Here is a 26,158-nt window from a genome sequence, read left to right on the forward strand (position 1 = left end):
AGGAGGATGAACAATGAAGAAGAAATTGATATTGACGTTCTTGGTCGTGTTTTCACTTATTCTTTCTGCATGTAGTTCAGATACAAGCTCTACTGGAGAGAAGGGCGATGGTAAAGAAAAGCTTGATATCTTTAGCTGGTGGACGGGCGCTGGGGAGGAAGACGGGTTAAAAGCGCTTATTGCGCTATTTGAAGAAAAATATCCTGATATCCCCATTGAAAATGCAGCCGTTGCGGGTGGCGCAGGGACAAATGCGAAGGCCGTACTGACGAGCAGGATGCAAGGGAATGATCCGCCAGCAACATTCCAAGTTCATGGTGGTTCAGAGTTGAATGATAGCTGGGTGGCAGCGGACAAAATGGAGAATTTAAATGATCTTTATAAAGAAGAAGACTGGAATGATAAGTTCCCGAAAGAGTTGATTGATCTCGTTAGCAAGGATGGAAAGATTTACTCCGTACCGGTAAATATTCATCGCAGTAATGTTCTTTGGTATAACAAAAAAGTGTTTGATGAGAATGGATTAAAAGCTCCTACTACTTTTTCAGAGTTTTTTGAGGTGGCAGATGCATTGAAAGCCAAAGGAATTACCCCACTTGCATTAGGAGATAAAGAACCTTGGACAGCTACTCATTTATTTGAAACAATTCTACTTGGGGTACTTGGTCCTGTTGATTACGGGAAGGTTTGGACAGGTGACATTGCTTTAGATGACGCAAAAGTGGTGGAAGCAGCGGAAACGTTCAAAAAGATGCTCACCTATGTGAATGAAGACCACAGCTCTCGCAATTGGCAGGATGCTTCTCAGCTCGTTGGCAATGGAGAAGCTGCGATGAACGTAATGGGAGATTGGGCAAAAGGATATTTTGTTAATGATTTAAAACTTGCTGTAAATGAAGATTTTGGCTATATCGCTACACCAGAGACAGACGGAGACTTCATTGTTATTACCGATACTTTTGGTCTTCCAAAAGGGTTGAAGAATGCGGATGATGTGAAAAAGTTTTTGGGTGTATTAGGATCTGTTGAAGGGCAAGATGTTTTTAACCCATTGAAAGGTTCGATTCCTGCACGGATCGATTCAGATCTATCTAAATATGATCAATATGGAAAAGACACAATTGAAGAGTTTAAAACGGCTAACCTTGCTCCTAGCTTAGCGCATGGGTCGGCTGCTCCAGAAGGTTTTGTTACGAAAGTGAACCAGGCTGTTAACATCTTTGTCACACAAGGAGATGTCGATCAATTTGTTGGTTCCTTGAAATCAGCAGGATCTGAACTTAAATAGTTGTTACTAAGGTGGGGGTGTCTTATAAGGGTCTGACCTCGTACACTAAACCAGTATAAAGTGTCTTATACTGTATTTAGTTGTTGCGGGGTCTGACCCTTTGCTCTGGGATACCGCCTCTTTTTCTTAAAAGGGAGGTTAATTCAGTGGAACTAGTCAAACAAAACAATCCTCAAAAAGTGGTGCGGGCTACGAAAAGGAAGAAAAAATTATCGACAGATCATATGATGGCATTAGCCTTTTTACTGCCCTCTTTTATCCTTATTGTTATTTTTGTTTATGGATTTATCGGTTGGACAGGTTATGTTTCATTAAGTAATTGGAATTCTCTCGTTCCGGACTTCTCTTTTGTAGGGTTGAAAAACTATCTATATCTGTTTGGCGATTTTCGATTTCAAGCTGATTTAAGAAATACCTTATTCTTTACGATTTTATTTATCGGCTTAGTCATAATATTTGGCTTATCCTTAGCCATTTTACTTGATCAAAAAATCAAGGGTGAGTCCGTTTTTCGAAATCTTTTCTTTTTCCCGATGGCCTTATCCTTTGTTGTAACAGGAGTTGTTTGGCAATGGTTGTTGAACCCCTCTACAGGTGTTAACTTATTTTTAAAAACATTTGCAATTCAACCGAAATGGTATACAGATACAACGATTCTAGCTGGTTTCAAATGGGGGCAAATCGAATTTGGTCTGCCAGTTGCGATGATTGCAGTTGGAATTGCTGCTGTTTGGCAAATGACCGGCTTTTCACTTGCGATGTATATTGCAGGGCTTCGTGGTATTCCTGACGAAACGCGTGAAGCAGCTAGGATGGACGGGGCAACAGAATTACAAATTTATTGGAAAGTAATTCTTCCTCAATTACGGCCCATCACAGTCAGTGTGATTATTATTATGGCACATATATCCTTGAAAATATTTGACTTGATTTATTCGATGACAGGACCTGGAGCGAATTTTGTAACAGATGTTCCTGGTATTTACATGTTCGAAACAACATTCCGGGGAAATTATTATGCGAATGGTGCTGCGATTGCGATCATCATGCTGTTGAGTGTGGCAATTTTCATGGTGCCTTATTTAATTCGTAGTCGAAAGGGGGAGGCTTAGGATGGTATTACGCAGCATATCTAAACCATTGATCTACGTCCTATTAATTGCAGTAAGCATCTTTTTCCTCATGCCCATTTACGTGTTGATTATTACAAGCTTAAAACCATTAGAAGAAATTACTTTAGCGAATATGTGGAAATTACCGTCTGTTCTAGATATGAGCAGCTATTCGGAAGCCTTCTCGAAACTTGCTCCCAATTTAATGAATTCCTTTTACCTAGTCATTCCGGCAACAATTCTATCAGCCATGCTTGGGGCGATGAGTGGCTATGTGCTATCGAAATGGAAATTCAAAGGGTCAGAGATTTTATTTACGCTGATGTTGTTCGGCATGTTTATTCCTTATCAAAGTATTCTAATTCCCCTTATTCAATTTTTACGTGAGGTGGGATTGTATAATACGATACCTGGTTTAATTTTAGTCCATGTGGTTTATGGCATTCCTATTGCAACACTGATGTTCCGTAATTTTTATGTGAACATTCCCGATGAAATGATTGAATCAGCCAAAATTGATGGCGCTAATTTCCTAGGAGTCTTCCGCCATATCATGATTCCCTTATCCATTTCCGGTTTTGTAGTCGTATCCATATGGCAATTCACAAATATTTGGAATGAATTTCTATTTGCAGTAACCATTACGACATCTGATCAACAACCTGTTATGGTTGCTTTGCAAAATCTTTCAGGAAGCCAAATTGTTCAGTGGAATGTCCAAATGGCAGGTGCTTTACTTGCGGCACTGCCAACATTGATTGTTTATATTCTGCTTGGAAAATATTTTGTAAAAGGTCTTTTGGCCGGGTCTGTGAAAGGATAAATAAGAAGATTCAATGCAGATAACCTTCCTTTTTGTTATTTTTGTTCTGGAAATAAATTGAACAATCATATAACTAAGTAGGGGGGTTTTTATGGCTAAGTACAGAAGATTCAAGTTCGCACGTGGACCTCTGCCTACAAGGTATGTAATCTTGATTACGTTTCTTTTTTTCATTATATCTACGGTTTTTAGTGGTTGGGTGATTAATAAAAAAATTGAACCTCATTTAATAGAAATAGCAGAAGCGAAAACCAGGGAATTTGCGGTTGAAGCAATAAATGATGCAATAGAGAAAAAGATCAGTCAAAATGTTGATATTAGAAAGCTAATCGTCACTCATCAAGCAGGAGATCAAATAGGGTATAGCTTTGACCCTAGTATTTATAATCATGTTGCTTCCGAAACAACATTACGAGTTCAAGAATATTTAGAAGCGATAAAAGAAGGAGAGCTTGAAACTTTACAAACATTTAAAAATGATGAGTTTATCGACTATGAAAGTTCGGTGAAAGAAAAAGGTGTCATCTATAAAATTCCTTTAGGTATGGCTTCAGATGCCGTTTTGCTCGCAAATCTAGGGCCTAAGGTGCCTGTTCGCTTTGAAATTATCGGGGATGTGACATCAGAGGTGGAAACAACTACGAAGGAAACGGGAATTAATAATACGATTCTTGAAATATTTGTGAATATTAAGGTGAATATGCATGTGATCATTCCTTCGGTTGAAAAAGAGATTACTGTAGAAAATCGTGTTAAAATTGGTGATTTGATTTTACCAGGAAAAGTTCCGACGTACTATAATGGCGGTGGCAAACAGAGCGACGTAAATCCAATGGTTATTCCTGACAAAAAGGAAGAGAAGGAATAAAGTGAACCTTCAATCAGTGGGGGTTTTCTTCATCCCCCATTGATTGTTAGTCCCGTTCTAGTGTCGCTAATACCTCCACTTCGCTTCGGTAAAGCGACACTACGAACCCGATTGGTTCAACTAAACCTTTGAAGACCACAAAGGTAAGTTTCACTGTATCTCATCAATCGGGCTTTAACGGGCAGTTGTCCCCCACCTAAGCTTCTTCGATTCCTCTAAGCCTTGAGGTGCGGGTCTTGACTTTCCGTTAATGCGGGGTAAAACCAAATACTAGTCGGTCTAAAAAAGCCAAGGGCCAGACGCCACAACTTCTATATCATGAAAATACAGATTCGGAGTTGTGGCAAAGCCCCTTTTTAAGATACTCACTTGCAGTCTTATCTTATTCTTTTGGCAACACGATTTGTTTGTACAATTTTACAGTAATTACATAATACAGGCTGTAAATGATTAAGAATATGATAATTGGAACCCAAATTCGGTAGTACGGATTTAAAATAATGAAAGAGAACATATTCATACCAATCAACACATGAGTAAGGCCAATGATTGCAGGAAATAGGAAGATAATAAATAATTCTTTATAAACAGATGTTGAAAGCTGAGAGCGTCTGACGCCGATTTTCCTTAGCATTTGGTAGCGTGATGTATCTTTAGAAGCACCTGATACTATTTTGAACATGAGGCAGCTTGCCATCATCGCGAGAAAGGCAATGCCTAAAAAGAGGCCCATGAACATCGTCCCGCTTGTAAAGCTACTATACATATTATAAAAGGAATATTTGCTTGTTAAGTCATCTGCTGTTAGGTTTGGTTCTTTCTCTAACACAAGCATGTCAATTTCTTGCCATTCATGTAAATAGTCCATGAACTTGTCGCTTTTTCCAATATACACAAGCATCTCTTGTCCCTGTATTTCATGATACGTTTCTGCATCTAAGACGATCGTTTGCTTAATTTCCCGGTAATTGGTTTGTAGATTCCATAAGGCTCTAGCCCATTCATCTGAGAGCTGTTGGCCCACTTCTGGGTTCTTCACTTCACGTAATAAAATCTTGCCTTGGGGAAGGGCTTCCGTGACCCGTTTGAATTTGGGCTTTTTTCCATCTGAAAGTAATAGGAGCGGACGTTGATTATCTAAGTCATCACGTAAATAATACGTATAGTCAGCATCTTCTTTGAATCGGTATTGATTCTCTTCGGTAAAATGAACGCTTTTTAAGATCGCTTTTTCTTCTGCGTTCGGATTTTTTATGACAACATCGTATACATTCATCATTTCTGCCATTTGTGAGGCACTATTTTTAAAAGCAAGACCAGCAGATATTGCACCGGCCCCAAGAGCAATAAGCATGGCTACAGTTGCTAATATCTTCGTCAAACCTTGAATTCTAAAATTCAATTGGGCGAATGTGAAAGATGTGACACCTTTTGTCGTCCAGCGTTTGTTGGCTTGTATTCGTCGGACTATGACAGGAAGGTAGCCTATGAACAATAAGTAGGTTCCGAGTGTCGTGAATGTTGGTGCTGCGAACAAGCCAATCTCTCGCAACTGTTCCATGAAAATTAAAGAAACATAGCCTAGGCATAAGGTTATTAGACCAAGTAAGATCAACCAACTGTTTTTCTTTTTCTGAATCGGCATCTCATCAGGATGAACGTCGGAATAGATCAGCTGTAACACTTGAACTCTCGATAACTTGATATGATTGATTAAAGCGGTAAATAAAAATACGACGATAAAAAAGGCAAAGGTTGCCAATACAGCTGGTAGATAGAATGATTGATAGCCCTCTAATGTGATGTTGAGCTGTCCGGCAAGTAGATAGCCAACGATGAAAGCTAGTCCGATTCCAACGGTAATTCCAATGACTAAAGATGCTGCACCAATCACCATTGTTTCAACAAACATAATCTTCTTGATGCTCTTTTTCTTAGCCCCAAGCATCATATACATTCCAAATTCCTTTTGTCGTAAAGAGAGTAGAAAGGTGTTAGTGTAGAGCATATACATAATGGTTACGACTGAAAGCAGTACAGAACCAACAATAAAGACGAGTTGAATGTTTCTGATCATTGCATTGGACTTAATAAACTCTGTATTCCAAGAAAGTGTTTGGAACATATAGAAAACGGAAATTGTCATGACGAGCCCGGATAATAAGACAAAATAATCTTTCAGTTTACCCTTCATGCCAGCGAGTGATAATTTTAGTAACATCGATAATTCTCCTTTCTTATGCGTTCTTTGTTCCAAGCTGCGCAAGCACGTCTAGAATTTCTTTGTAAAATAATTCACGAGTGGACGAACGGTGAATTTCCTTATGAAGCTTGCCATCTTGGATAAAAATAATTCGTTGGCAGTAACTTGCGCTATATGCATCATGGGTCACCATCATGATGGACACATTTTGCCTGTCATTTAAGTCTTTCATGGTTTCAAGCAAGCTTGTGGCATTTTTGGAATCAAGTGCTCCTGTCGGTTCGTCTCCTAGAATGACAGTTGGTTCGTGAACGAGAGCTCGGGCAGCGGCAGAGCGCTGCTTTTGACCACCTGAGATTTCAGCAGGATATTTTTGCAGCAATTCTTCAATCCCTAAACGTTTCGCGACGGTCATGACTTTTGCATCCACATTTTTAGCGGGCGTTCCTTGTAAATACAGGGGGAGGGCAATGTTTTCGGCAATTGTCATATTCTCGAGCAAGTTGAAGTCCTGAAAAATGAAGCCTAATTTTTGTGAGCGAAAATCAGAAAGTTCATCTTGCCCCATATCGGTAATATCGACATTGTCAATTTTAATTTCGCCAGACGTGACTTGATCAAGTGTTGAAATCACATTCAATAACGTCGTTTTCCCCGATCCGGAAGGCCCCATGATTCCAACAAACTCTCCTTCTTGCATCGAAAAAGAGACATCGTTTAGCGCCTTAAACTGGTTGCCGCCTTTTTTCCCATAAACCTTTTGAACGTTACGTACTTCTACTACTGGTGATTTCATTTATATGTCCTCCTTTGTATTAATAATAAATGTGTGTATTATGTAATACATACACTTTGTATATGTGTACTATACACGTAGTACATTGATTGAGTCAATCATTGTTTTTTGCAAGTTAAACTAAGCCGTCAAAAACAAAAGAGGGTGTATGATTGCAAAGTGGTCCATACAATCTACGAATCGAATTGCATAATGGAACAAAAAAATACGGAACCTAAAAAAAGCTTGTCCCAATAATATGTGTACATATAATAGAGAGCATATCCCCTTCCCCTGTATAAAGGGATCCGCACACTACAATACTTGGCTCTCCCTTTTCATGACGGATTGTTTCAAAACATTCATGGTTTGACACACACACAGATCTGTGAGATTATATTCCTAACGACCGTTAGGGAGGTTCGATTATGAGTGCTGAGTTAATTCGTAACGTCGCTCTTATTCAGTTTGCAAGAGATGGATATGAAGGGGCGTCACTTAGTAAAATAGCGGAAGAAGTCGGCATAAAAAAACCAAGCATTTATGCTCATTATAAAGGCAAGGATGAGTTGTTTTTTGCTGTCGTGAACTATGCGATAGATACGGAAAAAAGAAGAATCATCGAATACTTTCAATCGCAAGAAAATAAACCGATTGAGGATGTGTTACGAGGTTTTTTTGATTGGATTGAAAAAGAAAACATGGAAAATGATCATGCGAGATTTCTGTTACGAATTTCCTTTTTTCCTCCTTCAAAGCTGCACCAGGATGTTTGTGATCTCGTGAATCCATTCCTTGAACAAATGCAGCGAATATTGGCAAGATGGCTCCGAAACAGAAGTAGAAGTCTCTACATTTCAAACGCGATGGACTATGCGCTTGCTTATCTTACACTGGTTGATGGAACGGTTCTCGAACTGATTTACAGTGGGTCTGTGCCCTACAAAAAACGTGTTCGTGCTGCATGGCCGATTTTTTGGCGTGGGTTATTTACAAAAGAGGAAGGAGTGGATGAAACATGAATCGGAATTGGATCTATGTACTACTAGCAGGAATCCTTGAAATTGTTTGGGTTTCAGGGTTGAAATATTCCAATAATACATTGGAGTGGGTTCTAACAGGAGTAGCCATTGTTATTAGTTTCGTTGTGCTAGTAATAGCAACCAAACACCTGCCGGTTGGAACGGTGTATGCTGTTTTCACCGGAATTGGCACAGCCGGAACCGTGATTGTAGAAATGGCCGTTTTCGGTGAACCCTTTAAATTAGTAAAAATCGTACTCATCGGAACCCTTCTTTGTGGGGTAATCGGATTAAAGGTGTTAACGAGTGAGGAAGAAGATACGAAGGTAGAAGGAGGGAAAGCCTAATGCATTGGGCAGCGGTGATTTTGGCAGGCAGTCTAGAAATTTTTGGTGTGATCAATATGAAGCGCTTGGCAATGAAGAAATGGGATGCGGCGCTTTATCTAATTCTATCGTTTGGTGTCAGTTTTATGCTGTTATCTTATGCAATGACTGAGCTTCCTATGGGGACAGCCTATGCAGTTTGGACGGGAATAGGTACAGTCGGAGCGGCTTTAGTTGGGATGTTCTTATACGGTGAAGCAAGAGAATGGAAGCGACTAGCATGTATCGCATTGATTCTCAGCTCGGCCGTTGGTTTGAAGCTTATTTCTTAAAGAAAAATCTGTCGATTAGGCAGATTTTTTTAGGTTGAGCATAAAAATGACTATTATGTTAGGGATGGACGATCAGTATATGGTTAATGCAAGTGCGTATTCAAAAAAGAGGATAAAAAGAGCCGAGAAGTTTTGCGAGCAGACATCTAAAATCTTTCGCGAATGCAGTAACGTTTGGAACCGGGCCTGCATAGGATGTGCTGATTTCCGTTTTGCGCACAAGGCGTACGCGATTTTAACAGAAGGTCATTTTTGAAAAACCTTTACAATAAAGCATCACAAGGTCTAGGTGTAAATGGGTACGGTCATATAGGTGAATAGAATGAAAGACAGAAGTAGTATTGCTAATTTTATAAATATTTAGTAATATTTTTTAGAGTAAGCTCGTACAGGAGGATCATGATGCGAATCGTATTAGAGCTCATCCGGATTATGGCGATATTTCTTATTCTAGGAACCATACTTGGCCAAATAATCAAGTTTGTTTTCGTATCTATTGGTTTACATACGGATCAATATGATTGGCTTTGCGTGATAGCCATCTACATGTCTCTATTTGTGTTATACCGAGATAAGCTACAATTTTCTGGTTGGTACAAAGGGAAGGCGAGAGAAAAACTACCGATTCACATTTCCCAGCTAATGCTTGCTACAGCAATTTTGTTAATTGTTTTAACACCGGTGTTCAGTTTGTTGATGTAATTGAATATTTGATATGAAAATAGCCTGCAATCTTTATAGATTGTGGGTATTTTCGGTCTTATAACCCATTAGACATAGGCTTTTTTCATTTATTATAATGGAGTATAGAGATAACTGAGGCTTTAGGATGTTTAAAACATCCATATGAATTTATCGTAAAGTAACAAAATTACAGCTTTCTGATCGAATTAGAAGACAAATATTTTGAATAAAGGGTGGATGGGATTGGAAGATCATTTATCGAAATTTGTATTGGATTGGGTGTTGAAGTCTGTAAATCCTCAGGCTAGCGTTGTATCCGTTCAACGACTTCCTGGGAGTACTTCATCAAGAATTTACTGTATTTCTCTCTGTAATGAAAGGAATATAGAGAAATATGTTTTACGCCAGATTGATGATCGCGAATGGCTTCATGAAGAACCTGACCTTGCTTATCATGAAGCAGAAAGTCTGCGTCTTGCCTTACATTTGGATATTAAAACACCAGAAATAATTGCATGGGATGAAACAGGCAGTTCTTGTGGAGTACCCTCAGTGTTGATGACAAAGCTAGATGGGGATGTGGAGTTAATCCCGAAATGTATGGACAACTGGTTGAATGGCTTGGCGGAGACACTATCAACGATTCACATGTTAGAAGGCGTTGATTCCCCATGGAATTATTATACATATAATGACATATCATCATTCGATATTCCGACATGGTCAGACTATCCTGACGCATGGGGCGAAGCAATTAGAATAGTGCGAGGATTCCGGCCAGAGGAAAAGTTATGCTTCATTCACCGAGATTATCATCCAGCAAACGTTCTTTGGAGTCAAAACAAAGTCGGTGGAGTCGTTGACTGGGTGAACGCGTGCTTGGGACCAGCTGGGGTTGATGTGGGACATTGTCGCCTTAACCTTGCACAACTGTTTGACGTTGCCACGGCCGATCATTTTCTAACTGCTTATCAGCATTATGCGGGTTCAGCTTTTCGCTATGATTCATATTGGGATCTCGTTTCCTTGATTGATATTCTTTTTGGGCCACCAACAGTTTATCCTGGTTGGGCAGCTTTTGGTGTAACTGGATTGACGGATGAAATGATGAAAGAAAGGTTGGATGCCTATTTGTTAAGTATCTTAAGAAAAATTTAAGGAATGTAAGAAGAAAGCTGTGACAGTAAAGATTGAACTGGTCGCTGCTTTTTATTGTGCGTGCAAAAGAGAGAAAATAATCAGGATTAGTGGTTAATCAATCGATGTATTAACCTAATTAAATATATTACCTTGACTGTCATGGTAACTCGGTATATATTATACTAAAGGGGGTGAGCCTTTGGGAGATATTAAACTATCTTCTGATTTGCTTCGTGGCCATTCAGATACGATGATTTTAAAGCTGCTTTTAAGTGGTGATAAATATGGCTATCAGATTAGTAAAATGATCTATGCGAATTCAGGTGAACAGTATGAATTAAAGGAAGCCACCATGTATTCAAGTTTAAAGAGAATGGAAAAAGAGGGAAGTATAACGTCCTACTGGGGCAATGAAAATCAAGGTGGACGAAGGAAATATTACAAAATCACGGCAATTGGTGAAGACACATATGAACAAAATATAAAAAATTGGGAGCAGGCTAAACAGATTCTAGATGGTCTGCTTTGAAAGGATGATTTAGAGGATGCAAGAACAACTAAACAAGTACGTCCATAATATCTTTGCCCCTTATCAAGAAGTGAAAACGGCGAAAGAGCTGGAAGAAGAGCTTTTGAATAATTTAAATGAGAAATTTAATGATTATAAAAAGAGTGGATACAGTGATGAGGAAGCTTATCAAATGACGATTAACTCGATTGGTGAAGTGTCGGAATTAATCGAATCCATCAACCTCCAGCAAACTGAACTTCAAAAAGCGATACAAATGGACTTCTCACGATCAAGTTTAGTGGATTCCGATTTTCGTTCAGTTTCCGTTCACGACGGTAAGTTTAACAGCAGTGATTTAAAAGGGTCCGATTTTTCCGATTCCGATATAACGAATAGTACGTTTAAATCCAGTAATTTGGCAGATACCATTTTTGTGAATGTGAATCTAACAGAGACGCTTTTTAAAGCAGCTAATTTAAAGGGAGCGACGTTCAAAAATTGCATCTATGAAAAAACCTTTTTCAAAACAAGCAATTTGGCGGGTCTGAATTTTGAAGGTGAGACGTTTGAGGGTACGGTATTTGAAGGGTGTAACTTAAAAAAGGCATCGTTTAAACATAGTACTTTAAAAAACGTACAGTTCCGCTTATCCGATATAAAGAAAGCTGATTTCAGCGGCGCCACGATGGATAAATTGACGTATAATTTTTTGAAGGCAGGAAAAGCGGACCTTAGTAATGTAACGGTCGTTTAAGAATTTGGAATTGGAAACCGTTAATATGATATGTAGCTCGCAAAGTTAGTTCCAGCGCGCAAATCAGAAAAGCGGCTCGCAAAGTGTTGAATCCGGTTCGTAAATCAGATGTCGGTTCCGAAAAGTGGGTGTACCACATCATAATCACGATTTTCGTTATAGATAGTACGTTAAAAGCAGTGAGAGTTGTCCATTCTCACTGCTGTTTTGCAATTTTTGATGAATCGACACTTATTCCACCGCTCCACTTTCGAGAATATTCAATTTGACATTCACTTGAAAGGGGATATTTGGATATAATTTCTTCCATTCCTTCTTATCCCAGCTTCTCGTTCTTGTTCGTACTTGTTCACCAACTCCAAGCGGGTCGACATCAAGTTTCTGAAGTTTTACAATTAGTTTTTCAGCTCGTTTTTTTAATACATTTTCCATCTTCTTTTCAATTTTTCTGATCTCTTTTTTATCAACCTTATCACCAGTGAACTCTCGTAAAACCGCTTCTATGTTTAAATTAATTATGATAGGCGAATTGGTCATCGGTTCAGGGATGTTGTATGAAACTTTTGAGGAAATATTGTAGACGGACGCAAATAACTTTTCCCCTAATTTCGCTGAAAAGCCTTCTTTGTTAGAAGATTGTTCTACTAACATTTTAAAAATGACATTTTCATGCTCTTTTGTTTGATACACGAATACCCCCTGATTAAATAGGGCGACACCAGTAATGAGTGGATTCCCATTTTTAGGCTTGATTATTGGGAGAAAAGGGTCCATACCTTCTGCATTCTGCGCATATGAAAATAAATGCAGATTAGTTTTTGGGAGAATTCCGCTTTGGATATTATGTTCAATCGCATTTGATAAGTATGTGCCTTTATCTACGTTTCCTAATTGTTTGATTAGGACATCTTCAGCCTTGCCATCTACAATGGCTAAATACACGGTATTCCCAACAGAAGGATCGCGAATTAATGTATCTGTCATTCGCGTTAAATCATGTTTAGCAAGCTCCTTACTATATAAGATGACTTCTATTTTTCCACTGTAAATGGGTTTATCCGTTTGTTGATTCATTTTCTGTCTGACGTCTTTGCTCAAAGAAGCAGTCGCCGTAAAGGTAACATTATTTACTTTCTTATCCGGCATATAGTAAGGAATGACAGCGGTAGATGTAAAATGGTCTTTATCGATGTAATCATAACTGACGGCTGTTGCTATGTTAATTTCATTTAATACTGTAGGTTCGATATCCATACAACCCGAAAGAAACAAGCTCATAATCGAAGATAGTACTATGGTTTTAATTCTCATGCGTTTTTTTCCTTATTTTTGACATAATGTATGATAGACAAAGCAGGATAGGGATATAAACTGTATAAAGAATAAAACCAACATAGGACATATAATCTTGAAAGGTATTGACAGTTTCACGATCTTTCAAAGCGAGTGACATAACAATTAATATCACTAGAAAAAGAATGGATATCCTGTTAGGTTCTACTTTAAATAGGACAGACGTTCCTTTCGTAGCTGCCCAAATAAATAGGCAAATATTAGGGAGGATAAAGATCACCCATGTTGCGATGCCGATATATTCAAACCGTTCTATAAAAGGAACTTCGACGATACTCCAAAAAGACAGCGTAGCCCATACATACCTGCTGATTTGATTTTCGGAGTAAAATCCGATTGAAACAATCGTCAGCAATAAATACGATAGGATTGATAAAATATTTGCCAGTTGCGCCCATTTATTTGCTTTTTTTTGATGCTTGATTAATGGGTAGAACATCAGTAAAGTCGAAAAGCCCATATAGCTAAGTGACATATCTCTCGCTGCCAAAGCTATTTCTTTATATGAGTGATTCCATACTGGTAATAAGTTGCGGAATTCTGTATATTCCAATGGGAAAAAGATTGTTAATATCAAATAAGAAGGAATGATGACGCCCAAAAAGCATATTCCAGTTAAAACTTGAAAACCTCCAGAAACTGTATAATAAATTAAGAGTGCAAAAACGATACTAAAAGTCATTACATTAATTTGTGGAAACATCCATGCCTGAACAACTTCAACATAGGCTCGATAAACAGCAATGCCCATGAGCAGCCAATAGGTGATCCAGATCATATTCAAAAAGCCACCTAGGACTTTTCCGAAAAGTTGAGTATGGATGCCCATTAAGTCCTGCTTCTGCGAATTTAGAAGAGTAAACATACACCAAATTACGATTGAGAACAGGAGTCCAGCAGCAATGACTGCAATCCAGGCATCGTTTCCGGCTGATTTTATGATGAGTCTTTGAAAGCCCAGAACTCCTACCCCAATTTGTACTTTTAAAACGAGAAAGAAGACTAAGAATGGAGAAATTTGTTCATTTTTATTAATCATATGTGAATAGAGTCTCCTTTTACTTAGTCTTTCTGTTTTGGGGCAGGGCGTTTAGATAGCAATGAAAATGGCAGACGGATAAGAGAATCCTTTAAGCTCTGAAGCTTTGGCGGGTATAGTGGCTCAAGATAAGGTCTTCCTAGTGTCGTGATTCTTAACAAATGTATAAGCATAAAACAAAAGCTTATCGCAACACCTAAGATCCCAATATAATAAGCCATTAACAGAAATGGGAATCGGATGAGCCGAATCGTATTACCCATTTGATAAACAGGTGTTGTAAAGGAAGCAAGAGCTGATAATGCTACAATAATTAATAGTACATTACTCGTTAAGCCCGCTTCGACCGAAGCTGTTCCTATGACGATACCACCAACGATACCAATGGTTTGTCCTACTTTGGTAGGTAGCCTCGCCCCAGCCTCACGGAGTAACTCAATCACCAATTCCAACACAAGTGCCTCTAGAATAGGAGGAAAAGGAATCCCGCTTCTTGAAATAACAAGCGTATTAATCAGATTTTTCGGCAATAATTCGTAGTGATAAGTTAGAATTGCTACATATATCGGTGTAATTAAGATTGAGAATAATACAGCAAAAAATCGGACGAGACGAAAAAATGAAGCCATTGTCCAATTAATAAAATAATCCTCAGATGCAGTAAAAAATTCTACTAACGTAGCTGGTCCTAGAAGTCCGTGTGGTGCACCATCTACTAATATGACGAGCTTCCCTTCACCTAGAACGGCAGCTAATCGGTCCGGTCTTTCCGTATCAATAAACTGTGGAAATGGTGTATTTTTTTTATCCACTATCATTTGAGAGATATAGGAACTATCAATAATCTGTTTCACATCTAAATTTGAGATTCGTTGAATAACGGTTGTAACATTCTTTTTGTTACAGATTCCATCAATATAGAGGACCGCCACTCTTGATTTTGATAATTTTCCTACAGTTAACTCCTCTACCTTTAACTCTTGGATTGGCAATCTCTTTCTAATGAGATTCAAATTCGTATCGAGCGATTCTACAAGAGATTCTTTTGGCCCAATCACGCTAAACTCTACCTCAGGCAATGAAATAGTTCTGGACTTTTGTGAATCAGCTTTTACTAAAACGGCCTGATCATCTTTCCCTTCCATTGTTATTGAAATATAGCCAATTAATAAATGATTTTGCATATCGTCTGGAGTCTGAGTGAAAATCAAATTTTCAATTGGCAAGGCTTGAACAGCATTTTCAAGAGTGGACGAAGATTTATTTAAATATGGAAGCAGGTCTCTATGTAAAATATCAGTGTCGATTAAAGTATTAAAATAAGAAATACAGAGAGCATCATGCTCTAAGCCAAACATAAAGCTTGTAAAATCTTTTGACTCCTTTAGCTGCTGTATGACTTCATTGAATTGAGGTGTTTGCGATTGATTGCTTTTTTGAAAGGGGAACTTTTTCACTTTTAGTCACCTCATAATTCTTCGTTTGACATATATTTTAAGCAAAATGGAAATTATTATGCGTATTAGCTAAATTAGTCATCCTAGAATAGGGAAATCTTGTTAAAGAAAGGCTAGACTTTGGTTTAGTCTTTTTTTGTTTTGAATTTTCTGAAATTTTATGTTGGTTTGTGTAAAATAATGTTAAAATGATCGTAGTGAGTTCAATCTATTTGTTTGGAGGTAAATCAAAATGACAATTGTAGTTAAGCCAAAAATGTTGAAAGCTAGTAGCGTCAGAGCTATTAGTAAATTTGCTGCTTGGTGTTATCTTGAGTCGTATCATATCGTTTCAGAAGAAGAGCTAGATGATATTTTTGACAACAAAGATGAAACATACATTAAAAAATTGTTATTACATGGTTTACAATCTAAAGGATTACTGATAAAAGATTGAAAGATTAATAACTAAGCTACAAATAGTCGGGAGAATTAAGCGGTCATATTTACAACGAAAAATATTTTGTCTCATATTTCAATTAGTATTGCAACCGTCTTTCTAACCTGATAATATAAATATCAATATAATATTTCCTTTTAATACGGTCCAGAGAGGCCGAAAAGGGTGGCTTGATAGTCTTATATTATTAAGTCTAACTTCGTGCATTCATGCCCTTTTGTCCTCTGTGACGGAAGGGCATTTATTTTTGTTTGAATAGCACCTCTTTTAAATAAAGTCCTGTGAGACTTGAAAAGAGAATGGAAGATTTTCTTGTAATTGATGAATTGCATATCCATTCCCTCAAAGCATCAAGAGTTTTTTTACGGCAAGAATAATACTGGAGGGTGGAACACTATGAATTATCGTAATAAAACAGTTGTAGCATCAGTAGCAGGTTTAACGTTAGAAGGCATGGACATTATGTTTATCTCTTTTGCCATGTCGATGATTATTGCGGAGTTTCACATTGATTTAGCAACGGGAGGGCTTATTTCTTCCATAACGAATATCGGCATGCTTGCAGGTGGGATGATCTTTGGGATCTTGGCAGATAAGTTTGGCCGGGTGCGAATTTTTACCTATACGATTATACTGTTCGCTATAGGTACAGCTCTAACAGGACTCGCTACAAATATAGAGCAAGTTTATGTGTTCAGATTTATCGCTGGACTTGGCGCTGGAGGAGAGTATGGGATTGGAATGGCTCTTGTTGCAGAGGCATGGCCAAAAAATAAACAAGGACGGGCTTCTTCTTATGTCAGTATTGGAGCCCAATATGGTGTCATTCTCGCAGCGTTACTTAGCGCCATCATTCTACCTAACTTGGGCTGGAGAGCATTGTTCTTCGTTGGTGTCCTTCCGGTAATATTTGCATTTATTGTGAGGAAAAACTTAGATGAATCTCCAGAATGGATGGAAGCTCAAAAACAGAAAAAGGTCGTCAACAAACAAGAGAAAGGCAAACTGCTTCAATTGTTTGAAACTAAAAGAACAGCGATGACGACGATTTCCCTAGCCATTATGGCAACGGTGCAGATTGCAGGTTACAATGGTTTAATGATTTGGCTACCATCCATGTTGCAACAATCTCAAGGTTTGTCTGTTTCAAGTTCAGCCCTTTGGACAATTAGTACAGCAGTTGGAATGATCATTGGGATGTTAACCTTTGGACAATTCATGGATCGATTTGGCGCGAAACGTGCTTTTGGTATTTTCCTACTTGCCTCCGCATGTGCTGTATTTCTTTACTCGTATGCAGAAGGCAGTGCAGGTGTATTAATCGGTGGTGCCATTGTTGGTTTCTTTTCGAATGGGATGTTTGCCGGATATGGAGCGTTAATCAGCAGTTATTATCCTGTTCAAATTAGAAGTACAGCGACCAACACAATATTCAACTTTGGTCGAGCGATAGGTGGACTGTCACCAATCCTCGTTGGTTATATTCTGCAAAGTTATGATATGACAGTAGCTATGACTTATTTAGCAGTCTTATACATCATCTCTTTTGTTGTGATGCTTAGTCTTAAGAAAAGACAACCGACAACTTTAATAGATGGACTAAATCATTAACACAAGAAGAGTGTCCGATATGGGCACTCTTTTTTGTGCGACAAGCAGTTGCACCTAAAATTGAGTTTCATGTCAGATGGACGTTTGTGAGTTATTCTTCCGCTAAAAGCGTGTTATGTGCCCAAAAAATGATGCAATAGTAACTGGTTCATTCTTCGTTTTTTATTGTGTTTTTAGAGCGAGTTGTATAATCAAATGCAACAATGCCCGAAACGAGAAAAGTCATAGATAAACCGTGTATGATTAAGTCGACAAAAACAAATCGATACGGAGGCTTTATCTATGACCAATCACATTCTACCACAAATAAACGCACTTTTAAGCGTTTAACTCTTTTTGATCGTGGGAAAATTGCTGCCTTACATGATGAAGGAAAATCGATCCAAGCTATCGCGGATGCTGCTGGTTGTCATAAAAGTACCATTTCGTGTGAACTAAAACGGGGTAACGTTACTTAAACGGCCACCTGCTTTAGTAGGTGGTCGTTTAAGAAGGAGATGCGTATTGTCACCAATTTAATGAACGTTTCGCCAGAAGTGATCGCCGACATGTACAAAGCAAGATGGAGAATCGAAACGTTCTTACGCTGGATAAAACAGAACCTAAATGTTCCTGTTTTATTTGGCACGACTGAAAATGCCGTTTTTAATCAGCTGTTTACTGCCTTAATCGCTTATATCCTATTAAAATGGCTCTATTCGAAGACATCTGAAGGACGAGTATTCAAAAAGTTATCATTTATCTCTTTTCAAAGACAACGACTAAAAGATAACTTACCGATTGACTGGCATTCTGAAATGGCTGTTAATTTAAAAAAATACAAGAAATCACAAGGGATAGTTTTGTCTAATTTTGGATAATCAACACTCATGGATATTGATCTTAAATCACGCATATCCCCACCATTCAAATTAATTTATCAATGTTTAAAAGTGGGGATAGCACAAATCTTTAGTAATATGTTATAACATATTTAAGTGTTTATATTATTTCATGTAGGTGAGGAAAATGAAAGTAACAGCCAAAATGATTGCTGAGGCATTAGGAGTGTCTACAGCAACTGTAGATCGAGTGCTAAATAATAGGAATGGAGTGAGGGAAAAAACAATTAAAAGAGTAAAAGAGAAAGCTGTAGAATTAGGATATAAACCAAATACGGCAGCTAAATTTTTAGCAACTCAAAAAAAGACGGAAATCGCTTTTATTTTACCTGTCGTTCCTGATTATTTTTGGAATGAGATTGAAATGGAAATAAAACAGGCAGCAAAAGTGTACGAGGATTTTGGATTAAGTGTTCATATACATAGAATTCATACGTTCCCAAAGGGGAGTCAAATCAATTACATTAAAAAAATAATTGATGAAAATCTATATGATGCATTGGTTATTTCACCTCATGACGCAGAACCTTATATAAATGTAATAAACGAAGGAGTTAAGAAGGGTATACCTATTTTCACTTTAAATAATGATGTGCCACAAAGCAAAAGAATATTGTATGTAGGTGGAGATTATTATCAAGCTGGCTTCTTAGCTGCAGAGCTTATACATCTATTTTCAAAGAAACTAAATGATGTTGTGATTATTAAAGAAGATGAAGATTTTTTTCAAATGACAAATAAAGAAAAAGGTTTTAGAGATTATTTTAATAACAACAGTATTGGTGCTAAAATCCATGTTCATACTATTTCTTCTACCAATGTTATGAATAGCCTCTCAGAAGAGTGGGAAAAAAGAACTCTTTATGCTACTGATGCAATATATGTTGCTAATGGCATTTTAGGTGATGTTGCAGAATTCCTATATGAAAATAACAAAGAGGATTACAAATTATTAATAGGGCACGACATGAGTGAAAAGGTTTATAAATTTCTTCATAATAACGTTATTAAATCAGTCATTTGCCAAGATCCTGCAAGTCAAGCAATGATAACTGTGAAACAAGTTTTTGAATATATAGTGTTAGGGGAGCAGAATGAAAAGTCTGAAATAATTATTAAATTAGAGATTGTAACAAAAGCCAATTCAAAATACTTTATAAATTTTTGAAAGAATGATTGACGTACATCATTTGATAAATTAAGATATAATTATTAAACGCTTACAAAATATAATCAGAAAATTGGGAGGTATCGAAATATTCATATTTTTTTTAGAAGAAAATGATGAACGTACATCATTTTACAGAAAAATAGAAAAGGGAGAGATAACACATGAGTAAATTAAAAGTGATTCAAGTAGGAACAGGAGGGTTTGGAACTTCCTGGATCGAAATTTTGGATAATTTTAATGAAATTGAACTAGTCGCAGTTGTAGATGTGAATTTAGAAAATCTTGAAAATGCAAAAGGAATTATTAAAAACAATTCAGTTGAATATTTTAATGATCATTTGGAAGCCTTTTCAAAAATTAATGCTGACATTGCTGTAATAATTACACCGCCTCAAACCCATAAAAAATTAGCGCTCGATGCATTAGCTCATGATTTAAATGTCTTCCTGGAAAAGCCTATCGCTCAAACGTTTGAGGATGCTAAAGATTTATTAGAAAAGTCAAAGCAACATAAAAAGTTCATTATGATAAGTCAAAACTATCGCTGGAGACCTGAAATAGAAGCAGTTAGAAAGGCTGTAGAAAAAGAGCTAATTGGAAAAGTTGAATACGTTGAATGGAATTTCCGTCGTGCTACAAAATTTGGCGGTTGGAGAGATCAGTATAATGAGATATTAATAGAAGATATGAGTATTCACCATTTTGATTTAATGAGACACATTCTAGGAGTTGAGCCTACTACGGTTTTTGCTAAAAGTATGAAGCCCTCGTGGAGTTGGTTCAATGGCAATGGAACAGCTAGTGTAATTATGAAATTTGAAGATATATTCATCAATTATTTTGGTAGTTGGGTGACTAGAGGGAAAGAAACTTCATGGAATGGGGAATTTAAACTAGTTGGGGAAAAGGGCGTTATTGAGTTAAATGATGATTGTCCAACCGTTACTTTTGAAAATGGATCCTCGGAAAAGATAGAAGTGGAGGACATGCAATATGAAGATCGAAATTACTCGATTTATGAAATGGTAAGTGCTATTAAACAGGGCAGAAAACCTGCAACAGATTTGAGCGACAATATAAACAGTTTTGCAATAGTTGGTGCAGCATTGGAATCAATCAAACAAGCAAAGGAAATTAATGTTCAAGAATTAATAAAATAAGGGGATACCAGAAAATGAAAAATAAATTGTTTCTATTCACTAGTATTCTATTAGTAATCTTATTAGCTGCTTGTAATAATTCGGGATCTACAAGTTCAACTGATAATAAGAATACAGAAGGAAAAGTTGTAATTAAGATATGGGATTATTTATCGCCCGACTCTTCATCAAGTAAAGAACAGAACGCATTAATCGAGCAGTATGAAAAAGAAAATCCTAAAATTAAATTTGAAAGAACTTATATACCCTTTGCAGATTTAAAAACTAAATTGCTCCAAGGAATTGCAGGAAATGACTTACCAGATATTGTAGTCATTGATAATCCTGATCATCAATCTTTTTCAGAAGCCGGAGTTTTTGCTGATATTACTAAGGAAATTGAGGACTGGGGACAAGCCGATAAGTATTACCCTGGTGCGATAGAATCAGCAAAACTAAATGATAAATATTATGGTATTCCAAATAATAGCAATGCTTTGGCGATTTACTATAACAAAGATTTATTTAAACAAGCTGGTATAAATGAAATTCCTCAAACATGGGAACAATTTGCGGAAACTGCAAAAAAATTATCAACTGGAGATGTAAAAGGATTTGCAATGGCTGGAAAAAGAAGTGAAGAAAGCACTTTTCAATTCTTACCTTTTATATGGCAGACTGGCGCAGATTTAGACTCTTTTGATAGTCCAGAGGCTAAAAAAGCTATGAGTTTTATACAAAACCTTGTTAAAGAAGGTTCATTATCAAAAAATATGATTAATTGGGATCAAACAGACGTATTAGTTCAATTTCAAACTCAAAAAGCAGCAATGATGGAAAATGGCCCTTGGCAAATTCCAACTTTAAAGGAAAAATCAAAAGATTTAAATTGGAGCGTATTCTTAATGCCAGAAGATAAAGTTTCGGCCTCTGTTCTTGGAGGAGAAAACTGGGCTATTACAGCAAATTCAAAAAATAAAAAAGAGGCTTGGGATTTCTTGAAATGGACTCAGCAGCCAGAAATCCTCGGTCCTATGCATGAACTTGGTGGTAGATTGCCAAGCAGAGAAGACCTAGGGTCAGATTCAAATTATATTTGGCAGAAGGATGAAAATGTAAGTGTATTTATGGAGCAGTTAAAAACGGCAAAACCACGTGCATACGGTACTAAATATCCTGAAATCTCCAGTTATATTCAAGAATCAATTCAACGGGCTATTACTGAAGAAGATGTAAATAAATTAATGGACGATACTGCTAAGAAGATAGAGCCATTATTACCGTAATAAATTAGTGGGAGAGGGCTTCCTCTCCTGTTAGGAGGTTTGTGATGAATAATTCTTTGAAAAAAAGTTTGCCTCTCTACACCTTTATATTGCCTACAGTTATTTTTGTTCTTTGTTTTATGATTTACCCCATCGTTTATAATATTATTGTTAGTTTCCAAGATTTAACGATTAAAAACTTAAATACAGGTGGTTCATTTATTGGATTAAAGAATTATGTAGATATCATTCAATCAGAAAAGTTTTTCATTGCTTTGAAAAATACATTTATTTATACGTTTGCATGTATCTTTTTTCAAGTTGTAATTGGTTATCTATTAGCATTATTTTTTAATCAAGATTTTCCATTTCGTAATTTCTTTAGATCAATACTTCTGTTAGCTTGGATGACTCCCTTAGTGATAACAGGAACATTGTTTAAATGGCTTTTTGATGTGGACTACGGTGTAATCAATTACTTATTAATGAATATTCATCTTATCGATAACCCAATCAATTGGTTAGGGCAGGAAAGTACCGCATTAACAGCTGTTATTATTACTAATGTATGGGTTGGTATTCCGTTTAACATGATTCTAATTTTATCGGCTCTCCAATCATTACCAGGAGATGTGTATGAAGCTGCAAAAATTGATGGAGCAAATAAATTGCAAATCTTTGCAAAAATAACGTTACCACTAATGAAACCAACACTTTTTGTTGTTTTAGTACTGGGTATTATTTACACATTTAAAGTATTCGATATTATTTTGATCATGACTGGTGGCGGACCAGTCAATGCGACACAGGTATTGCCTTTCTTCGGATACGAACAAGCTTTTGTTAATTTTAACTTTGGGGCAAGTGGTGCAGTGGCATCAATTATTTTATTAATCCTAATGTGTATTTCACTTGTATACCTGTATTTGATTAAAAAGGAGGAGTCTTCGTGAGGAAGTATAAGGCAAAACAATATTTGCTTCTTCTAATCGCTATCATCTTTACAATTATTTTCTTGTTTCCAATCTATTGGATGATTACGACATCAATTAAGCCAATCCAAGATGTTTTTGCGACACCTCCGATGATTATTCCTGAGAAAATTCAATTTGACGCTTATGTAAAAAATTTAATAGAAGATCAAAGTCTACTTCCCTATTTAAAAAACTCATTTATTATTGCTACCGGGACGGCCCTTTTCACTTTACTAATTGCATTGCCGTGTGCTTATGCCCTGGCAAGATTTCGACTGAAAGGGGCTTCAATATTAATACTGGTTTTATTGATTACACAGATGATACCTGGGATTATGATGGCCATGCCACTATTTATTCTGTTCAGTAAGTTAGGACTTTTAAATAGCTATTTGGCATTAATTATTGGTAATACAACGTCTGCACTTCCTTTTGCGATTGTAGTAATGAGACCTTTCTTTTTATCAATTCCCAAAGGATTAGAAGATGCAGCTGTAGTAGATGGATGCAATAGATTTACAGCTTTCATTAGAATTATTTTGCCATTGACAAAGCCAACTGTTTTAACCGTTGGAACATTTAGCTTTTTGTTTGCTTGGGGTGATTTAATATTCGCGTTGACATTAGCAACAGATGAAAAAATCCGACCGTTAACAATGGGATTAACGAAGTTTATCGGTCAATACGGAACTCAGTGGGATAATTTAATGTCAGTTTCTACAATTGCAGCAGCGCCAATTATTATTATGTTTCTATTATTGCAAAAGTATATTGTAAGCGGAATCACAGCGGGGTCAGAAAAATAATTTAAATGGAGTGATAAATTATGAAATTAGGTGTATTTGCTGTACTATTCTCAAAAAAGACTTTAGAAGAAATGTTGGATTATGTGAAAGAAAGAGGATTGGATACTGTTGAAATCGGGACTGGGGGCTATGTTGGAAATGCACATTGCAACCCTAAAGAGTTACTAGCTGATGAAAACAAGCTGGAAAAATTTAAACAAGCCTTCGAATCAAGAGGTATTCAAATTAGTGCATTAAGCTGCCATGGGAATGCTCTACATCCGAACATAGAAATTGCTAATGAGCATCATGAAGTTTTCATCGATACAGTTAAGCTGGCTTCTAAATTAGGCGTTGAAAATGTAATCACATTTTCGGGGTGTCCTGGTGAATCTGAATATTCCAAACACCCTGTTTGGATTACATGCCCGTGGCCAGATGATTTTACAATTGTAGTAGATTGGCAGTGGGAAAATAAAGTCATTCCTTATTGGAAGAAACAAGCTGAGCTATTGGAAGAATATAATGTAAGAGTGGCTATAGAACCACATCCAGGATTTGTTGTCTATAATACAGAAACTGCACTTCGCTTAAGAAGTGAGTGTGGGGAAAGAATTGGTACGAACTTTGATCCGAGTCACTATTTCTGGCAAGGAATGGATCCTGTTAGTAGCATTAAAGCTTTGGGAGATGCTTTGTTTCACTTTCACGCAAAAGATACGCAGATTGATCCACAAAATACTTCTCTAAATGGTGTGCTTGATACAAAGTCATATCGGGATATCGCTAATCGTTCATGGGTGTTTAGAACAGTAGGATACGGCCATGGAGAAGATGTATGGAGAGATATTATCAGTGCTCTTCAAGTAATCGACTATCAAGGTGCAATCAGCATTGAGCATGAAGACGGATTAATGAGCGTGAATGAAGGCTTTACAAAAGCAGTAGAATTTTTACAAGAAATAATTATTAGTGAGGGGGCCAAAGACTTATGGTGGGCTTAAAGAAAGAAATCAGAATCGGTATGGTCGGCTATAAGTTTATGGGCAAGGCTCATTCTCATGCTTACCGGGACGCTCCTTTCTTTTTTAAATTAGGTTTGAATCCAGTGAGACAGGCAATTTGTGGAAGGAATGAGGAAGGTGTCAGAGAAGCTGCTGAACAATACGGCTGGAACAGTTATGAAACAGATTGGAGAGAATTAATCGCTAGAGATGATATAGATCTAATTGATATTGTTACTCCCAATAATAATCATGCAGAAATTGCTATCGCTGCTGCTGAAGCTGGGAAGCATGTATTTTGCGAAAAACCGCTGGCTATGACTCTTGAGGAATCTAAAAGAATGCTGGAAGCTGTGGAAAAAAATAATGTGATGCATATGGTGAATTACAATTATCGGTTTTCTCCAGCAGTTCAGTATGCCAAAAAGCTTATCGATGAGGGAAGAATAGGTAAAATATTTCATATCCGAGCAAACTATCTCCAAGATTGGATTATGAATCCCGATTTCCCTTTAGTTTGGAGGTTGGAAAAATCAGTGAGTGGTTCTGGCTCTCATGGAGATTTAGCGGCTCATTTAATAGACTTGGCTCGATTCCTAGTTGGGGAATTTGATGAAGTATCTGGCATATTGGAAACATTTATTAAGAAGCGACCGGCTGTTGAAGATAGTTCTGGACTAAGTGGAGTAGCTTCAACTACAGACTTCAAGAAAGTAGAAGTAGATGATGCAAGTATATTTTTAGCAAAATTTAAAAATGGAGCGTTAGGGACTTTCGAAGCTACCCGTTTCGCTGGTGGGAATAGAAACGCTAATAAATTTGAAATAAATGGTGAAAAAGGCTCCATAAAGTGGAATGCTGAAAATTTAAATGAACTAGATGTTTACTTTGCATCTGATGAAGAAGGGCTACAAGGATTTAGAAAAATAAATTGCACAGAAGAACCTCACCCTTATGCGAATGCCTATTGGCCAGCTGCACATATTATTGGTTATGAGCATACGTTCATTAATTTAATTGTTGAATTAATGAAGGGTTTGGAACAGGGAGAATCTACTTCTCCGAATTTTGTAGACGGTTACATTAATCAAGCTATTATGGAAGCTGTAGAAAAATCGTCGGAAAACAAGACTTGGGAAAAAATTGATAAATATATTGAATAGAAAGTTTACGATCAATGAGTAGGGAGAAACGCGTCAAAA

General features: G+C 37.1%; 26 protein-coding genes and 1 pseudogene. 22 read left to right on the top strand and 5 right to left on the bottom strand.

The window, feature by feature from the left end:
• The first annotated feature begins 13 nt into the window (after positions 1-13).
• The 4 genes from ACIQZI_RS02080 to yunB all read left to right on the top strand — a co-directional run bounded on the left by ACIQZI_RS02080 (position 14) and on the right by yunB (position 4,091).
• The gene (locus ACIQZI_RS02080; RefSeq protein ID WP_403068761.1) at positions 14-1,288 is read left to right on the top strand and encodes an ABC transporter substrate-binding protein; all 1,275 of its coding nucleotides are present in this window, start codon (positions 14-16) and stop codon (positions 1,286-1,288) included.
• Between the two features lie 146 nt (positions 1,289-1,434).
• On the top strand, positions 1,435-2,400 hold the full coding sequence (locus tag ACIQZI_RS02085; protein ID WP_403068764.1) for a carbohydrate ABC transporter permease: 966 nt from the start codon (positions 1,435-1,437) through the stop codon (positions 2,398-2,400).
• A 1-nt stretch (position 2,401) separates the two neighbouring features.
• A complete protein-coding gene (locus tag ACIQZI_RS02090; RefSeq protein ID WP_403068767.1) occupies positions 2,402-3,223 on the top strand; it encodes a carbohydrate ABC transporter permease in 822 nt (273 codons plus the stop codon).
• A gap of 91 nt (positions 3,224-3,314) precedes the next feature.
• Positions 3,315-4,091 carry a sporulation protein YunB gene (yunB, locus tag ACIQZI_RS02095; protein WP_403068770.1) on the top strand — a complete coding sequence of 259 codons (777 nt, stop codon included), beginning with the start codon at positions 3,315-3,317 and terminating at the stop codon, positions 4,089-4,091.
• A 382-nt stretch (positions 4,092-4,473) separates the two neighbouring features.
• On the opposite strand, the gene ACIQZI_RS02100 is transcribed toward yunB, so the two are convergent.
• Together ACIQZI_RS02100 and ACIQZI_RS02105 are read right to left on the bottom strand one after the other, a co-directional pair.
• Entirely contained in the window at positions 4,474-6,312 is a 1,839-nt protein-coding gene (locus tag ACIQZI_RS02100; RefSeq protein ID WP_403068773.1) for an ABC transporter permease, read from the bottom strand.
• Between the two features lie 16 nt (positions 6,313-6,328).
• Positions 6,329-7,090 carry an ABC transporter ATP-binding protein gene (locus ACIQZI_RS02105; RefSeq protein ID WP_403068776.1) on the bottom strand — a complete coding sequence of 254 codons (762 nt, stop codon included), beginning with the start codon at positions 7,088-7,090 and terminating at the stop codon, positions 6,329-6,331.
• 407 nt (positions 7,091-7,497) lie between these two features.
• Here ACIQZI_RS02105 and ACIQZI_RS02110 point away from each other — a divergent pair, with 407 nt between their 5' ends.
• The 7 genes from ACIQZI_RS02110 to ACIQZI_RS02140 all read left to right on the top strand — a co-directional run bounded on the left by ACIQZI_RS02110 (position 7,498) and on the right by ACIQZI_RS02140 (position 11,838).
• The gene (locus tag ACIQZI_RS02110; RefSeq protein WP_062176529.1) at positions 7,498-8,091 is read left to right on the top strand and encodes a TetR/AcrR family transcriptional regulator; all 594 of its coding nucleotides are present in this window, start codon (positions 7,498-7,500) and stop codon (positions 8,089-8,091) included.
• A complete protein-coding gene (locus tag ACIQZI_RS02115; RefSeq protein WP_403068780.1) occupies positions 8,088-8,438 on the top strand; it encodes a DMT family transporter in 351 nt (116 codons plus the stop codon). Before ACIQZI_RS02110 ends, ACIQZI_RS02115 begins: the two co-directional genes overlap by 4 nt.
• On the top strand, positions 8,438-8,749 hold the full coding sequence (locus ACIQZI_RS02120) for a DMT family transporter (protein WP_062176533.1): 312 nt from the start codon (positions 8,438-8,440) through the stop codon (positions 8,747-8,749). Before ACIQZI_RS02115 ends, ACIQZI_RS02120 begins: the two co-directional genes overlap by 1 nt.
• Positions 8,750-9,148: 399 nt before the next feature.
• Complete coding sequence (locus ACIQZI_RS02125) at positions 9,149-9,451, top strand: hypothetical protein (RefSeq protein WP_403068783.1); 303 nt, start codon at positions 9,149-9,151, stop codon at positions 9,449-9,451.
• Between the two features lie 204 nt (positions 9,452-9,655).
• Positions 9,656-10,591: a phosphotransferase family protein gene (locus ACIQZI_RS02130; RefSeq protein ID WP_403068786.1), complete on the top strand. Its 936-nt coding sequence runs from the start codon at positions 9,656-9,658 to the stop codon at positions 10,589-10,591.
• Between the two features lie 181 nt (positions 10,592-10,772).
• Positions 10,773-11,102 carry a PadR family transcriptional regulator gene (locus tag ACIQZI_RS02135; protein WP_403068789.1) on the top strand — a complete coding sequence of 110 codons (330 nt, stop codon included), beginning with the start codon at positions 10,773-10,775 and terminating at the stop codon, positions 11,100-11,102.
• Between the two features lie 16 nt (positions 11,103-11,118).
• Positions 11,119-11,838, top strand: a complete 720-nt coding sequence (locus ACIQZI_RS02140) for a pentapeptide repeat-containing protein (RefSeq protein ID WP_403068792.1) — start codon at positions 11,119-11,121, stop codon at positions 11,836-11,838.
• A 231-nt stretch (positions 11,839-12,069) separates the two neighbouring features.
• Here ACIQZI_RS02140 and ACIQZI_RS02145 read toward each other — a convergent pair whose 3' ends face one another.
• The 3 genes from ACIQZI_RS02145 to ACIQZI_RS02155 are packed head-to-tail and all read right to left on the bottom strand — an operon-like array spanning position 12,070 to position 15,687.
• Positions 12,070-13,149 (bottom strand): Ger(x)C family spore germination protein, encoded by a 1,080-nt coding sequence (locus ACIQZI_RS02145; RefSeq protein ID WP_403068795.1) that lies wholly within the window; start codon positions 13,147-13,149, stop codon positions 12,070-12,072.
• A complete protein-coding gene (locus ACIQZI_RS02150; RefSeq protein ID WP_403068798.1) occupies positions 13,139-14,230 on the bottom strand; it encodes a GerAB/ArcD/ProY family transporter in 1,092 nt (363 codons plus the stop codon). Before ACIQZI_RS02150 ends, ACIQZI_RS02145 begins: the two co-directional genes overlap by 11 nt.
• 23 nt (positions 14,231-14,253) lie before the next feature.
• Positions 14,254-15,687 carry a spore germination protein gene (locus tag ACIQZI_RS02155; RefSeq protein ID WP_403068801.1) on the bottom strand — a complete coding sequence of 478 codons (1,434 nt, stop codon included), beginning with the start codon at positions 15,685-15,687 and terminating at the stop codon, positions 14,254-14,256.
• Positions 15,688-15,919: 232 nt separating this feature from the next.
• On the opposite strand from ACIQZI_RS02155, the gene ACIQZI_RS02160 reads away from it, so the two are divergent.
• The 11 genes and pseudogenes from ACIQZI_RS02160 to ACIQZI_RS02210 all read left to right on the top strand — a co-directional run bounded on the left by ACIQZI_RS02160 (position 15,920) and on the right by ACIQZI_RS02210 (position 26,119).
• Positions 15,920-16,123 carry a hypothetical protein gene (locus ACIQZI_RS02160; protein WP_403068804.1) on the top strand — a complete coding sequence of 68 codons (204 nt, stop codon included), beginning with the start codon at positions 15,920-15,922 and terminating at the stop codon, positions 16,121-16,123.
• A 399-nt stretch (positions 16,124-16,522) separates the two neighbouring features.
• A complete protein-coding gene (locus ACIQZI_RS02165; protein WP_403068807.1) occupies positions 16,523-17,737 on the top strand; it encodes an MFS transporter in 1,215 nt (404 codons plus the stop codon).
• A gap of 239 nt (positions 17,738-17,976) precedes the next feature.
• Positions 17,977-18,189, top strand: a pseudogene (locus ACIQZI_RS02170) (helix-turn-helix domain-containing protein); the annotation flags it as partial.
• Positions 18,190-18,234: 45 nt separating this feature from the next.
• On the top strand, positions 18,235-18,597 hold the full coding sequence (locus ACIQZI_RS02175; RefSeq protein WP_403068813.1) for a transposase: 363 nt from the start codon (positions 18,235-18,237) through the stop codon (positions 18,595-18,597).
• Positions 18,598-18,745: 148 nt separating this feature from the next.
• Positions 18,746-19,786, top strand: a complete 1,041-nt coding sequence (locus ACIQZI_RS02180) for a LacI family DNA-binding transcriptional regulator (RefSeq protein ID WP_403068816.1) — start codon at positions 18,746-18,748, stop codon at positions 19,784-19,786.
• A gap of 164 nt (positions 19,787-19,950) precedes the next feature.
• Positions 19,951-20,949: a Gfo/Idh/MocA family protein gene (locus ACIQZI_RS02185; RefSeq protein ID WP_403068819.1), complete on the top strand. Its 999-nt coding sequence runs from the start codon at positions 19,951-19,953 to the stop codon at positions 20,947-20,949.
• Between the two features lie 14 nt (positions 20,950-20,963).
• Complete coding sequence (locus ACIQZI_RS02190; protein ID WP_403068822.1) at positions 20,964-22,214, top strand: ABC transporter substrate-binding protein; 1,251 nt, start codon at positions 20,964-20,966, stop codon at positions 22,212-22,214.
• Between the two features lie 44 nt (positions 22,215-22,258).
• Positions 22,259-23,146, top strand: a complete 888-nt coding sequence (locus ACIQZI_RS02195) for a carbohydrate ABC transporter permease (protein ID WP_403068825.1) — start codon at positions 22,259-22,261, stop codon at positions 23,144-23,146.
• Positions 23,143-23,973 carry a carbohydrate ABC transporter permease gene (locus tag ACIQZI_RS02200; RefSeq protein WP_403068828.1) on the top strand — a complete coding sequence of 277 codons (831 nt, stop codon included), beginning with the start codon at positions 23,143-23,145 and terminating at the stop codon, positions 23,971-23,973. Before ACIQZI_RS02195 ends, ACIQZI_RS02200 begins: the two co-directional genes overlap by 4 nt.
• 20 nt (positions 23,974-23,993) lie before the next feature.
• A complete protein-coding gene (locus ACIQZI_RS02205; protein WP_403068831.1) occupies positions 23,994-24,956 on the top strand; it encodes a sugar phosphate isomerase/epimerase family protein in 963 nt (320 codons plus the stop codon).
• Entirely contained in the window at positions 24,944-26,119 is a 1,176-nt protein-coding gene (locus tag ACIQZI_RS02210; RefSeq protein ID WP_403068834.1) for a Gfo/Idh/MocA family protein, read from the top strand. Before ACIQZI_RS02205 ends, ACIQZI_RS02210 begins: the two co-directional genes overlap by 13 nt.
• The last annotated feature ends 39 nt before the right edge of the window (positions 26,120-26,158 follow it).

Origin of the sequence: Peribacillus sp. NPDC096379 (assembly GCF_044762875.1) — a bacterium.
GTDB lineage: Bacteria > Bacillota > Bacilli > Bacillales > DSM-1321 > Peribacillus.

Bases quoted from the DNA above. Each gene is read 5' to 3' on its own strand.
- ACIQZI_RS02080 (WP_403068761.1), top strand. From the start codon at position 14: ATGAAGAAGAAATTGATATTGACGTTCTTGGTCGTGTTTTCACTTATT.
- ACIQZI_RS02090 (WP_403068767.1), top strand. From the start codon at position 2,402: ATGGTATTACGCAGCATATCTAAACCATTGATCTACGTCCTATTAATT.
- yunB (WP_403068770.1), top strand. From the start codon at position 3,315: ATGGCTAAGTACAGAAGATTCAAGTTCGCACGTGGACCTCTGCCTACA.
- ACIQZI_RS02100 (WP_403068773.1), bottom strand. From the start codon at position 6,312: ATGTTACTAAAATTATCACTCGCTGGCATGAAGGGTAAACTGAAAGAT.
- ACIQZI_RS02105 (WP_403068776.1), bottom strand. From the start codon at position 7,090: ATGAAATCACCAGTAGTAGAAGTACGTAACGTTCAAAAGGTTTATGGG.
- ACIQZI_RS02110 (WP_062176529.1), top strand. From the start codon at position 7,498: ATGAGTGCTGAGTTAATTCGTAACGTCGCTCTTATTCAGTTTGCAAGA.
- ACIQZI_RS02115 (WP_403068780.1), top strand. From the start codon at position 8,088: ATGAATCGGAATTGGATCTATGTACTACTAGCAGGAATCCTTGAAATT.
- ACIQZI_RS02120 (WP_062176533.1), top strand. From the start codon at position 8,438: ATGCATTGGGCAGCGGTGATTTTGGCAGGCAGTCTAGAAATTTTTGGT.
- ACIQZI_RS02125 (WP_403068783.1), top strand. From the start codon at position 9,149: ATGATGCGAATCGTATTAGAGCTCATCCGGATTATGGCGATATTTCTT.
- ACIQZI_RS02140 (WP_403068792.1), top strand. From the start codon at position 11,119: ATGCAAGAACAACTAAACAAGTACGTCCATAATATCTTTGCCCCTTAT.
- ACIQZI_RS02145 (WP_403068795.1), bottom strand. From the start codon at position 13,149: ATGAGAATTAAAACCATAGTACTATCTTCGATTATGAGCTTGTTTCTT.
- ACIQZI_RS02150 (WP_403068798.1), bottom strand. From the start codon at position 14,230: ATGATTAATAAAAATGAACAAATTTCTCCATTCTTAGTCTTCTTTCTC.
- ACIQZI_RS02160 (WP_403068804.1), top strand. From the start codon at position 15,920: ATGACAATTGTAGTTAAGCCAAAAATGTTGAAAGCTAGTAGCGTCAGA.
- ACIQZI_RS02165 (WP_403068807.1), top strand. From the start codon at position 16,523: ATGAATTATCGTAATAAAACAGTTGTAGCATCAGTAGCAGGTTTAACG.
- ACIQZI_RS02175 (WP_403068813.1), top strand. From the start codon at position 18,235: ATGCGTATTGTCACCAATTTAATGAACGTTTCGCCAGAAGTGATCGCC.
- ACIQZI_RS02180 (WP_403068816.1), top strand. From the start codon at position 18,746: ATGAAAGTAACAGCCAAAATGATTGCTGAGGCATTAGGAGTGTCTACA.
- ACIQZI_RS02185 (WP_403068819.1), top strand. From the start codon at position 19,951: ATGAGTAAATTAAAAGTGATTCAAGTAGGAACAGGAGGGTTTGGAACT.
- ACIQZI_RS02190 (WP_403068822.1), top strand. From the start codon at position 20,964: ATGAAAAATAAATTGTTTCTATTCACTAGTATTCTATTAGTAATCTTA.
- ACIQZI_RS02195 (WP_403068825.1), top strand. From the start codon at position 22,259: ATGAATAATTCTTTGAAAAAAAGTTTGCCTCTCTACACCTTTATATTG.
- ACIQZI_RS02205 (WP_403068831.1), top strand. From the start codon at position 23,994: ATGAAATTAGGTGTATTTGCTGTACTATTCTCAAAAAAGACTTTAGAA.
- ACIQZI_RS02210 (WP_403068834.1), top strand. From the start codon at position 24,944: ATGGTGGGCTTAAAGAAAGAAATCAGAATCGGTATGGTCGGCTATAAG.